Source organism: Tsuneonella aeria (assembly GCF_009827495.1).
Taxonomy (GTDB): Bacteria; Pseudomonadota; Alphaproteobacteria; order Sphingomonadales; family Sphingomonadaceae; genus Tsuneonella; species Tsuneonella aeria.
On sequence record NZ_WTZA01000001.1, the window covers coordinates 1463667 to 1475533 of the forward strand.

The 11867-nt window shown below is 60.8% G+C and carries 8 protein-coding genes; 5 read left to right on the top strand and 3 right to left on the bottom strand.

Annotation, left to right across the window (positions count from 1 at the left end; genetic code table 11):
• The first annotated feature begins 172 nt into the window (after positions 1-172).
• The 5 genes from GRI40_RS07250 (at position 173) to GRI40_RS07270 (ending at position 5827) form a co-directional block, all read left to right on the top strand.
• Complete coding sequence (locus GRI40_RS07250; protein WP_160610711.1) at positions 173-1099, top strand: PIG-L deacetylase family protein; 927 nt, start codon at positions 173-175, stop codon at positions 1097-1099.
• 246 nt (positions 1100-1345) lie between these two features.
• Positions 1346-2005 (top strand): YoaK family protein, encoded by a 660-nt coding sequence (locus GRI40_RS07255; RefSeq protein ID WP_160610712.1) that lies wholly within the window; start codon positions 1346-1348, stop codon positions 2003-2005.
• Positions 2006-2295: 290 nt separating this feature from the next.
• Positions 2296-2826 (top strand): DUF421 domain-containing protein, encoded by a 531-nt coding sequence (locus GRI40_RS07260; protein WP_160610713.1) that lies wholly within the window; start codon positions 2296-2298, stop codon positions 2824-2826.
• A 67-nt stretch (positions 2827-2893) separates the two neighbouring features.
• Positions 2894-4222, top strand: coding sequence for a DUF2254 domain-containing protein (locus GRI40_RS07265; RefSeq protein ID WP_160610714.1), 1329 nt, complete (start codon positions 2894-2896; stop codon positions 4220-4222).
• A 225-nt stretch (positions 4223-4447) separates the two neighbouring features.
• Positions 4448-5827, top strand: coding sequence for a mechanosensitive ion channel family protein (locus GRI40_RS07270; RefSeq protein WP_160610715.1), 1380 nt, complete (start codon positions 4448-4450; stop codon positions 5825-5827).
• A 205-nt stretch (positions 5828-6032) separates the two neighbouring features.
• Here GRI40_RS07270 and GRI40_RS07275 read toward each other — a convergent pair whose 3' ends face one another.
• The 3 genes from GRI40_RS07275 to GRI40_RS07285 form a co-directional block, all read right to left on the bottom strand.
• The gene (locus tag GRI40_RS07275; RefSeq protein ID WP_160610716.1) at positions 6033-7280 is read right to left on the bottom strand and encodes a tyrosine-type recombinase/integrase; all 1248 of its coding nucleotides are present in this window, start codon (positions 7278-7280) and stop codon (positions 6033-6035) included.
• 1216 nt (positions 7281-8496) lie between these two features.
• Positions 8497-9531: a phytase gene (locus GRI40_RS07280; protein ID WP_160610717.1), complete on the bottom strand. Its 1035-nt coding sequence runs from the start codon at positions 9529-9531 to the stop codon at positions 8497-8499.
• Entirely contained in the window at positions 9531-11840 is a 2310-nt protein-coding gene (locus GRI40_RS07285; protein ID WP_237489018.1) for a TonB-dependent receptor plug domain-containing protein, read from the bottom strand. Before GRI40_RS07285 ends, GRI40_RS07280 begins: the two co-directional genes overlap by 1 nt.
• Positions 11841-11867: the final 27 nt, after the last annotated feature.

Sequence of the window (11867 nt, forward strand, 5' to 3'; positions counted from 1 at the left end):
GCAGGCCTGCCTATCCCCACCGCAGCTTCTAAGGCCTCAGGTTGCGGCCTGCCAGCCGCGCTCAGAAACCATCCGCATATTCGCCAGGATCGCCAAAAGCTGCCAGTCCGCAAACGACCCCTTTGCGGACATTATCTGAAGGTTATAGCATCGCACGTGTAGGAGCCACGCCATGTCTCTCATTGCCGCTCTGCTTTTGACTGCTGCCTCGGCTGCACCAGCGAACGAGTTTGCTTGGCCAGGGCCGGTTTCGGACCAACGCATTTTGTTTGCCGGAGCGCACCCCGACGACGAGTGGGGCGTGGCGCCGCTTCTCGCCGAAGCGTGCGTCGATGGAGGCGCCAAGTGCCATTTTGTAGTCGCGTCCGAAGCTCGCAGCTATGGATGCGTGCCCAGCATTGGTTTGCGCGACCCGGAAGAGTGCACCCGTATCCGTCGCGAGGAGATGCGCAAATCTGCAGACCTGTTCGGTGCGACGCTAGACTTCTTCGGCTGGGAGGACTTCTTCTACGGCTTCAATCAGTCGGGATTGAGCAGGACCATTGCAGATTGGAGTAGCGCGGTAGGTGGCCGTAGTTCCTTGGTGGCTCGCTGGGCGAAGGTGCTTCGTGAGAAGCGACCGACCGTAGTGTTCACGCTCGACCCTCGGCACGGTTCGACTTGTCATCCTGGGCACAGAGCTGCGGCAACGCTCTTGCTGGAGGCAGTGGAGCGCCTGCCACCTAAAGCACGTCCGCAGGTATGGCTCGAACAGACTGACAATATCGACAGCCGCAGCCCGGCTGTTGAAGCTGCCAACAAAGAGGTGGGTTACGTCGCTTGGCCAGATGCCGGTCACGTGGCCTGGTTTGATGCTGATCGTAAGCTCAAGAATGGTTCAACAGCATACGACTACGCTCTCGCTGTCAGACGGACCCACGCCAGCCAATTTCCAGAAGAGGCCTCAGGCAAGCTAAGACCGAGTGCAGAACCGACTTTGAGGCGCGTGCCGTTGCTTCGGTATACCGGCCCAATGACGGATGATTTCTGCACTTCCTTAGGCATCGATCTGCCAACCTTCGACATTCCCGGCAATAAGACGCGGCTGGGACTGGAATAGCGCTTTCGTCGTCGCTGACCTGCGCCTTCGGGCTAATGTCGGTTTCCCACCCAGTATCCGACGTTGACGACCGGCTTTGTCGAGCCTGAGAGCCGACTGTCGGCTTCGGAATCCTCCTGGTCAAAAACCTGCCTGTCGGCATACGACCCATTGCTGTCATCGTTTCTCGCGCTAGCTTAGCGCTATGCCTTGGCCGTTCGTGATAGACGTAAACAAGTTCTCGTCGGTCCCTCTCAAGGGGCAGTGATGCTGCGTTACGAGAGAGACAAGCGTGTACTGGCGATGGGCTACGCTGCCCTGGCCGGTGCGGTCGACGCCATCGGTTTTCTGAAGTCAGGCGGTTTGTTCGTATCTTTTATGACCGGCAACTCCACCCGGCTTGCGGTCGGGCTGGCCGAAACCGCACCCGTGGGCGCAGCGGCGGCCGCACTTATCGCTCTGTTCGTCACGGGCGTTATACTAAGTGTGGTCATCAGCGAGAGCGTGATCGCCCGTTACCGTAAGGTCACCGCCACACTTGTCGTTGCTACCGTCCTGATTGCCGCCGCAGCGGCCGACAGCTTCGGCTCTGACAGGTTGGCCATTGCCTGCCTGTGCATCGCGATGGGTGCTGCCAACGCCATATTCAGGCGCGACGGGGAAGTCAGCATTGGGGTCACCTACATGACCGGCACGCTTGTTAAGCTGGGGCATCGATTGGCTGATGCGTTGCGAGGTTCGCACGAAGCTTCGTGGTTGCCATACCTTCTGCTCTGGCTTTCCCTTGTGGCTGGAGGGATTACCGGCGCCCTCGGGTTCGTGTTGGCGGCTAATGCCAGTCTGTGGGGCACCGCAATCGCGTCCATGTCCCTTGTCATCGCCACTTGGTGGGTCACTAGAGAACGAGAGCCGCCTGGCATCAGTTGAGCAGCGTTGCTTTAGGAAGCTGTGTCCGCTTCCCACCCAATATCGGACGTTAGCTACTGGCTCCGCATCGCCTGAAACCAGACTGTCCGCTTTCCGCGCTTCGCTGTCGAAAAGCTGCCCGTCCGCTAACGACCCCGTTGCGGACATTCAGCCGACTCCAGATCATTGGCGAATTACGCCCGTCATCTGGCAGTCGGGTGATACCGCACCTGTGGGCTAACCCTGAACCAGAGGGCGGTGGCTAATTGAACCCCTCTGGAACCTCTCACTGGTCCACCCCTTTTGAGAGCATGTTATTCGACGGTTTCCATTCACTACTCCGGATAACCCTTGGGGCGATCACCGCTTACGCAGCATTGATCATCTTCCTGCGCATCTCTGGAAAGCGCTCGCTCGCAAAACTTAACGCCTTTGACTTCGTTATCACTGTCGCCTTGGGCTCCACCCTTGCAAGCTTCATACTCAGCAAGGATGTTTCATTTGCGGACGGGTTGTTGGCGTTAGCCATCTTGCTTGGGCTGCAATATGCCATCAGCCGTGCGTCCATCGCTTCTGATAAGTTTGGAAGACTTGTGCGCTCACAGCCCCGGCTCCTGTTGAAAGACGGGCTGTTCGACGAGGGCGCTTTGCAGGAGGAGCGCGTCACGCTCGCGGAGGGCATGGCGGCCATCCGCAAGCACGGGATCGGCAACCCCACAGACGTTGCGGCCGTGATACTAGAGACGGATGGCAGCCTGAGCGTAATTGCAGCTGTGCAATCTGATCAGCTGACCTCGTTGGAGGATGTAAAAGGCTTTGAACCGAGCGGAGGACGTCGGTGACTAGATATGGTGCTTGTCTATTATTCCACGCCCTGACCTTCGGGCGGCCCCAAGAACGGCATGCTTCATGAACGGCCGGCTGAGAGCCAGTATCTACATGTTGCGCTCAAGCTATTGGTTCATCCCATCCATGATGGCCATTATCGCCATCGGGCTCGGCGTGGTGATGATATGGGTCGATGCGCGGTTCAGTCACGGGTGGATCGAGGGACTTAGTTGGTATCAGCAGGTGCGGCCTGAAGGCGCACGCGAAATCCTGTCGACGATCGCCGGGTCGATGATAACCGTGGCTGGTGTGGTTTTCTCAATCACTATCGTCGCGCTGTCCTACGCTTCCAGCCAATACGGCCCGCGTGTTCTCACGAACTTCATGAGCGATCGAGGTAACACAATTACGCTGGGCACGTTTATCGCGACGTTTCTCTATTGTCTTGTAGTGCTCCGGACGATCCGGGGCGGCGACGATGCCTTCGTCCCTCAGTATGCCGTTTTCGTGGCCATGCTTCTCGCAGGCTGCTCGATTGGGGTGCTGATTTATTTCATCCATCATGTCCCTCAAAGCATCCACATCAACCACGTCGTAGCTCGCATCGGAGAGCAGCTCATCGCCGATACCTCGGAGCGGTTCCCCGCACGAATTGGTTTAAAGCCCGACGGCTCCCACGTGGGTCACGCGGTGCCGGCCACCCACACCGTGCAGGTTTTCAGCAACGAGGCGGGTTACATTCAAAGCATAGACGAGGACGGCATTCTTGGCCTCGCCACCCAAGCCGACGCACTCATCAAACTAGAGCTTGGCCCCGGAGACTTCACCTCGGCGGGACGCACGCTCGCCGAGGTGACCTATTGGAAGCGCTGGGACCAAGAGCGGTCTGATCAGTTACGCGCGTGTTTGACGGTCGGGAAAAAGCGCACGCCTGAGAACGATTTGCTGTTTCTGGTGAGCGAGCTTGTTGAGATTGCAGCTCGCGCATTGTCACCAGGAGTGAATGACCCGATGACCGCTGTGACCTGCCTCGACTGGCTCGGCGCAGGGGGCGCAGAACTTGCTGGTCGCGAAATGCCCGATGCTGTGCGGGTGGATGAGGCGGGGCGCCCTCGTGTAATCGTGCAGCCCAACAGCTTTTCAGAATTTCTGGCAGAGAGCTTTAGCAGGTTGCGAAGCTACGTAGCCGGTGACGTTATTGCGAGCCTGCATTTTCTGGACGTGATCGGCATCCTGTCGAAAGCTTGCCTGTGCCGTGAACAGATAGACGAGCTCAATGCAGAGTTGACGCTGCTGATTGAACAGGCCCAGGACCGCCTAAATGGCCCAGGGCTGCGCGCCGTCCAGGAGCGCGGGAAGTTGGTCGAAGCAACCCTTAAGCATCGTGCACAATCTGTCACTTTCGCTTAGACATCGAAGTTGTCTAGCAATCGGCCGGGTGGCCTCAGTTGAGGCACGCCAAGATTTCCCACGAGACGAGCTTCGGAACGGACCAGCGATAGCGGGCTGCGCTGATCCCTTCAGCTTTCGCAGCTTGTGGGTGAGACTGGCTTGGAGCTTACTTCAATGCGGGTTTGCTCAACGACACGCTTCCGGGATACCGACACACGATCCTTCATGGGATAAAGTCTGTCTATGAAGTCCGCCCTGATCTTAGCTGCATTTGTCTTCAGCCTCGTCAGTTATCCCTGTGGCGCGCAAAGCGGGCCTGTGGCGGGAGTGGACCCGTCCCCCATTGCGTCTTCCCCCGACGGCACGGCTACGATTTCGTCAACTGAGGCCGCAAACCAGGACAGCGACATCGCCTCGCGACTGCAGGGCATATACCGCGAGCTGGATGGTCTGGAGCCGATCCAAGTGGCGGTCGACTCAGGCGTTGTCGTGTTGTCCGGCTCGCTTGTTCAGTCGGGAGACATCGACCGAGCTCGGCAGATCGCGCTACGAGTCGACGGCGTCGTCGCGGTGCAGAACAATCTCAAGAAATCTGGAGACGTGTCGGAGACACTGTCTCCGGTTATGGCGCGGCTCAAGGAGCGCCTCGATCAGATAGTCAAATTTCTGCCCCTTTTAGCGATCGCGCTGATCATCATGGTGCTGTTCTGGCTCTTGGGAAGCGCGCTTGCACGCGCGCGGTCTTTCTGGAACCGGATATCACCCAACAGCTTCCTTGCCGACCTTTTGGCGACGACCGCGCGACTGCTGGTGATCGTGACGGGCCTTGTCATCGCACTGGACCTTCTGGGTGCGACGACCTTACTTGGCGCGATATTGGGGTCGGCAGGTGTCGTCGGTTTGGCCATCGGTTTCGCCGTAAAGGATACGGTCGACAACTACGTCAGCTCTATCATGCTATCGATCCGGCAGCCTTTCCGTGCCCATGATCATGTCGTGATCGGAGACCGGGAGGGGCTTGTGATCCGTCTAACCAGCCGGGCTACGATCCTGATGACGCTAGAGGGCAACCACCTCCGCATTCCCAACAGCACCGTCTTTATGTCCGAGATACTGAACTACACCCGCAATTCGGAAAGGCGGTTTGAATTCACGCTCGGGATTGATGCCGAAGATGATCCTGGTGAGGCTATGAGGGTAGGCATCGATCGCTTGAGTGAGTTACCATTCTTGCTGCGTGATCCTGCGCCGAGTGCGCGGCTGGATGAGGTTGGCGATAGCAATATAATACTAAAATTCCTCGGCTGGATCGATCAGACCGAAACTGATTGGTTCAAGGCCCGAAGTGCGGCAATCCGCGCGGTGAAGATGGCCCTGGAAGCGCAAGGCTTTGGGCTCCCCGAACCAACTTATCGTCTCCGCTTTGATCACGGCCACCCGCTAGAGATCGCACGAAGCGGCGCACCTGCTCTCCGTAAGAAATTCAAGGGCGAGGACAAAGCGACGATGGCCGTGGATCATCAAGACGTAGCTGCCGAAACTAATATCGAAAAGAAGGTCACTGAAGAGCGCGAAAGAAGCGTGGAGGAAGATATGCTAGATCGCAGGAGACCTATCGAATAACGCGAGGTCGAAAACAATGCTGTCATGTATCACCTCTGGAGAGGTTAACTCTCCGAATGCTCTTCGCGATTGCATTGTGCGCACGGCTCAATGGAATGGCCTCCGAGGTGAACAATTCGCCCTACTTGGGCTAGCGGTTTGTGGCACAACTCCGGGCGTTCAAAAAGGCTCGGACGATTGTCCGCTTTCCACCCAATTGCAGACGCTAGGCAACGTCCGCTTTCCTGATCGGCGTCACCTTTGCACCAGCCGCGCCATCGCTCGCGCAGTAGGCCGCCCAATCATCCATCAGCCGCCGTCGTTTGTCGAACAGGTCGCCGCGCCGATAAGCCCGCTCCACCTTGTTCTCGATCGTGTGAGCGAGCGCCATTTCCGCCACTTCATGGGCATACCCGGTGCATTCGGCTGCCCAATCGCGGAAGCCCGAACGGAAGCCGTGCACGGTCGCGCCAACCTTCATTCGGCGCATGAGCATTCCCATTGCCATGCCGGACAACTGGCCGCCCTTCGCGCCGGGAAACAGATAGTCGCTGCCGAGCGGCTGGAGGCGTTCGAGGATAGCAACAGCGCGCGGGGACAGCGGGACGCGATGCTCTTTCGCGGCCTTCATGCGGTCGGCTGGGATCGCCCAGATTGCCTTGTCCAAATCGACCTCTGCCCAAGTCGCGCCGATCACCTCGCCAGAGCGGGCAGCGGTGAGGATCGTAAATTCCAGCGCCAGCGCCGCCACGGCGTCTCGCTTGTGCAGCGCGCGCACGAATGCGGGTATTTCCTCATAGGGGAGCGCCTTGTGGTGCCCTCGCGACAGGCGGGTGCGAGCGGGCAGAATTTGCGCAAGGTGGCCGCGCCAGCGCGCCGGGTTCTCCCCATGGCGATAGCCGCGCGCCTTGGCGCTATCGAGCACGGTTTCAATCCGCCCGCGAATCCGGCTGGCAGTCTCGGCTTTCCCCTTCCAGATTGGCTCCAGGATCTTGAGCACGTGCGCCGTCTCGACCTCGGCAACCGGCAAATTACCGATCACGGGATAAACATAGGTGTCGAGCGTGTTGCGCCATTGCTGGCGATGCTTGGGATTGCGCCAGCTTTCCTCGTTCGCCGCGATGTAGGCCGCTGCCACGTCCCTGAACGTGGTTCCGGCCACCTTGGCAGCCTGAGCCGCCGCAAGCGCCTCAGCGGCCTCCCGATCGCGTTCCTCCAGCGGATCGACGCCTGCCTTAACCTTCAAGCGCAGCGCCGCCGCTTCGTCCCGAGCATCGGCAAGTGACATTCCGCCCTGCCCAGCCGCACCAAGGCCAACGTCGCGCGATTTGCCGTTGAGCATGAAGCGATAGACCCATGAGCGTGCCCCACTCGGTTTGACCAGCAAATGCAGCCCGGCCCCGTCCGCATGCCGTCCCGGCTTGGCGTTCTTCACCGCAAGAGGGGTTAGCGCGTTACTCAGCTTCCTTGGCATTTCGGCTCCCTGTCAGGGAATCGAACCTGCCAGCGCCCTGCCACATTGGCGGAATTAGCAGCCGTTCCCATAACCGTTCCCCGATAATAGCGGGGTTTTATGGGAACGCAACGGAACACATGCGGACGGTCAAAACGCCGAAATGGCGTAAAATCCTACGTGCTGCAGGGGTTTCTAGGACAAATCCGAATACATCCGGCAGGTAGTAAGGCGGACTCCGTCTCCGCCACTCGCCCCAGGGTAAACTCCTCAAGTTGTGAAATAATTCAGTAATTACCCTGCTGGGGTTCCCACCGCCGTTCCCACTGCACGATGTGGTTGTCGGCGATCAATGGTGAACGGGACAGGACAAGAGGGGCGGCGGAGGCAATGCAGAGATGCGCTCTTCCGCCTGATTAGGTCCGCACCCTAATGGATTAGGTCGGCCTAATCGCCTGCGGGCGACGTCGCGAGAGGCGGAACCGGGCAACTCCGCGGAATCTGGCATTTTGCCATGCCTTTGGCTGACCCAATCCAACCTAATTACCCTCCTCTCTCGCTCGCTCTTTCCGCAGGAGAAAAGCAAAGAAAGCGCCCGCGACTCTGCGCCAGAACGCACTGCCAAAACTGACAATTCATTCTGCGCTGTAGATGGCGTTCTAGCGCGGACCGGTCAGCCAAATCGGTATCACTCTTTTCCTAGCCGAGTGAGTGCAGATCACCGGCTTCATGGCCGAGCCGGTCTGCTCGTGGGAACTGCCGTGGGAACCAGCTTGGGCCGTGAGTTCGCGACCCAGAGAAAACTGCCATGAATCACGCCACGGAGGCGGATCGAACCTCAGCCGAACCATTTCTGTGAGAGCTCCTGAGAAGCAAGGGTGCTGAGAGCCAGGTCCCTCTCGGTGGATCTGCCCTTCTACACCCCCCCCACGGGGTACACGTGGCGCAGGGAGGGGGGGCGTCTTCCCTGAACGGTTCCATGCAGGTGATCTAAGGCTAGATATCCCAGGATGAGAGCACCCGACGACCCACCGCTCTGCCCAAACCAAAGCTGCACTTCCGCTTTGCGCCTTCATTCCGGACGTTAAGCGTCGCCGCAGAACAGCCCGGAAGCTGCCTTCTGCGTGAGCCGGTCAGCGACAAATTTCACCCTTAGTGGGTGCCCCGATGCTTAGCGCAGACGAGTGGTCACTTGGCCGCTCACGGGGCATCCTTAAATGGGAGCAGTCGTATTAACTCAATGATGCAGCCCTAGGCTCGCTATGACATCCGCCCAAGACACCAGCTTGAAGTTTTGCGCCGCTGGTGCGTTGACCCCGTCCTGCACTACCAGCAGCCCCGTTGGATAGTCCGGTCCGAAATCCCCGAGCACGAGGGCGATGCCATCGGTTTCCTCGGTGCTGCCGACCACGCCGCGGCCGACGCGGAAGCGGCCCGCCGGACGCAACGACGGCAATTCGTACAACACGTAAGCATTGTCACCCTGGCTGGAGGCGACCAGCCACCCGCCGTCGGCGCCGCTTTCCGCCAGTGCCAACCCTTCGACATCCGCGACCAGATGCCGGCCGTCGGCGGGCGCGACGAGCGTGGCCGTCTCGCTGCCACCCGGCCCGACCTCGAAGCGCCAGATGCCGACGTCTTCTTCGCCCACGTAAAGCAGCCCGCTGCGCTGATCGACCACGCAACCCTCCGGCTGGGTGGCGAGCTTGAGCGAGCGCACTGTCGTGCCGCTCACCGCGCCGCCGCTCACCTCCAGGCGAACCTGTTCGATCCGCCCGGTCTTGAGCACCGAAAAGGCGAACAACTCGTCGCCGAGCTGGGCGAGACACACCCCATAGGCTTCGCCGGCCCCGCCGCTCACCTCGCCCAGCGCCACCAGCTGCCCGCCAGTTGTGTCGAGGCGGTAGAGACGCAACCTGGCGCCGGCGAGGTCATTTCGGTCGCTGGCAGCGACCAGCACGGTGCCATCAGCCAAGGTCGTCAGGTCAACGTTGTTCAACCGGCCGGCAGGCTCAAACGAACGCACCTTTCCGTCGAGGCCATAGACGTACAAGCCGGCCTTCTTGTCGGTCGCGACAATCAGGCTGGCGGCGGGGTCGGCGGCGTTGCGCCAGATCGCGGGATCGTCCGCCGCATCGGCGGCGACCGTGCCGACCGGCGTGGTTTCCCCGCGGGCGGTAACGGTGACGGCCGGCAGCGAGTTCGGCACCGGCGCGGTGGTGGTGCAGCCCGCGGTCGCCGCGAGCAGCGCGAGAGTAAAAACCCGGCGCATCAGAAGGCGTACCTTGCGACGACCTGGAACACCGGTCCGGCGCGCTCACTCTCGAGCTCGTACTCGTCGAAGTCGCGGTCGATCTGGTCTGCGATGGTGGTGAACTTGTTGAACGTTTCAGCCTTCGCGCTGTCCAGTAGGTTCGATCCCACCGCGCGGATGGTGAAGCTGTCACCGATGCGCTTTTCGACGAACACCTCCAGGTCCGCGCCGTACGTGGTGCGCACTTCCTCGCCTACCAGACGGTCAACCGCCGCCCCCTGCTTGCGGTAGGTGGCGCCGAACGCCGCAGCCAGCGTACGCAGGTTCTGGATGAAGCCGAAGTTGTAGACGTATTTCGACTGGCCGTTGAACCGCCGCTCACCGAACTGGTCGGTGATGTTGCTATCCAGAAGCGACAGGTTGCCGAACACACCAGTGTCGCGCAGGCCGATGAAGCCAAGGTCGGACGACAGGTCGAATTCGATGCCGTACACCTCGCCGTTGCCCGCATTGCGCGGCTGGAGGACGAAGGTGCCAGCGCCTTCCGAGCCTTCCGCTCCGGTGTTGGCGATCTCGACCAGATCTTTCACGTCGCGGTAGAACAGGTTGACGCCAATTACACCAGTGCGGCCAATGCGGTGCTCGTACCCCAGGTCCGCGCCCCACGCAGTCTCGGGCCTGAGCAGCGGGTTGCCGAGCAGGTCGTTGTCGCCAAGCTCCGCCTCTAGCAGCGCGGGCGAGATATAGTCGAACCGTGGGCGGCGCATGGTCCGCGCGACCGAGCCGGTCACCCGGCCAGCGCCGACCTGGTACTTGAACGAGGCGGAGGGCAGCAGCGCATCGTAATCGGTGCGCGAACTGCCGAGCCCGGCGCCGACCGTCTGGTCGTCGATACGAACCTCGGTGTTTTCCCACCGCACGCCCGCTTCGAAGCGGAGCGGCCCGCTGTCGCCTTCGACCAGCGCGTAAACGTCGCGGCGATCTTCGTCGATCGTGTTGAGGCCGCCGGCGGCGGGCTGGAGCGCGGGGAAGTTGTCCGGCGCGAATTCGCCCGGATCGCGGCTGAACTGGTCGTAGCCGCTACGGTCCGCGGCGGTGAGGTTGAAGCGGCTGCGGATCGTCTGAATATTGGTCGCCCGATCCTTATTCTGCGCAAAGGCGCCGATCGCGAAGTCGACTCCGCTGCCGAGTCCGAACACGTGCTCCAGCTTGGCGAACACTTCGTCGTCGCGGGTCGTGCGGGTGGTCAGGTCGCCGGTGAAGCGCGGAGCGGAGCGGTCGAAATCGACCTCGTATTCGAATTCGTCCTGCGCATCGTCGAACCGGGCGAAGCCGACCCGCAGCTTGGTCTCGCCCAGCGCCCAGCGGTGGTCGAGCTCAGCGCCCAGAGACCAGCTTTCCTGGTCAATCGAATTGACGTTGGCGTTGTCGGTCAACAGATTGCCCGGGGTGCTGGTGCGCACCGGACCGGTGATCGCGGTCGGATCGTCATACTCGAAGGACCGTTCGCTCTCGGTACGGTCGGTCCGGACGTACGAGCCGGAAATCTCGAAATCGGTCGTTGCCCCCTCGATGCCCCAGGCGACGTTGCCCGAGTAATCGGTGCCGTTGCGGATGTCGGTCTGGTCTTCGCGGTTGTCGAATTCGTTCGTCGCAAAGTCGGGATCGTTCTCGGGCGAGTCGCCGAACCGCAGGCTGCTCTTCTTCTTGGGGTTATAGCGGCCTTGCACGTTGGCGCCGAGCAGCACTCGTCCAGGCCCCAGCGCGCCGCCATAATAGAAGCCGCTGCTCGGCTTGACCTTGCCGTCGTCGAACAACAGCGCGCCGCCCCGGACGTAGCCGCCATCGAGGGTGTAGCCATCACGCAGCACGATGTTGAGCGTGCCCGCGACCGCATCGCCCGAACGGCGAGCGGAGGACGACCTGACAATCTCCACCTGCTTGATCAGTTCGGCTGGAATGCGGTCGAGGAAGAACGAGCGATCCGCCTGGCCGCCGGGGACCTTCTCACCATTGATCAGGATCTGCGTGTATCCGGGATCCAGCCCGCGTAACCGCGCGCCGTCGCTTTCGATCACGTCCGACAGGAAAGTGACCGATGGCACGCGCTTCAGGGCATCGCCCGCGGTCAGCGGTTCGAACCGCTGGAAGTATTCCTCGTCATACACCAGCACCGGCTCGGCCGCCTCGCTGCGATTGCGGAAGCCGATATCAGCCTGGACGACGATCTCCTGGCTGGTCTTGATATCGCGGTCGGGCCTTTCGGCTACGCTGTCGGGGTTGTCGGCGGTCTGGGCGAAAGCGGGCGTGACGGCGAGCGCAAGCATGCTTGCGCCGCAAAACAAACGAATCAT

Coding starts and splice junctions, on each gene's coding strand:
- GRI40_RS07275 (WP_160610716.1), bottom strand. CDS start 7,280: ATGCCAAGGAAGCTGAGTAACGCGCTAACCCCTCTTGCGGTGAAGAAC.
- GRI40_RS07285 (WP_237489018.1), bottom strand. CDS start 11,840: ATGCTTGCGCTCGCCGTCACGCCCGCTTTCGCCCAGACCGCCGACAAC.
- GRI40_RS07280 (WP_160610717.1), bottom strand. CDS start 9,531: ATGCGCCGGGTTTTTACTCTCGCGCTGCTCGCGGCGACCGCGGGCTGC.
- GRI40_RS07250 (WP_160610711.1), top strand. CDS start 173: ATGTCTCTCATTGCCGCTCTGCTTTTGACTGCTGCCTCGGCTGCACCA.
- GRI40_RS07255 (WP_160610712.1), top strand. CDS start 1,346: ATGCTGCGTTACGAGAGAGACAAGCGTGTACTGGCGATGGGCTACGCT.
- GRI40_RS07270 (WP_160610715.1), top strand. CDS start 4,448: ATGAAGTCCGCCCTGATCTTAGCTGCATTTGTCTTCAGCCTCGTCAGT.
- GRI40_RS07265 (WP_160610714.1), top strand. CDS start 2,894: ATGAACGGCCGGCTGAGAGCCAGTATCTACATGTTGCGCTCAAGCTAT.
- GRI40_RS07260 (WP_160610713.1), top strand. CDS start 2,296: ATGTTATTCGACGGTTTCCATTCACTACTCCGGATAACCCTTGGGGCG.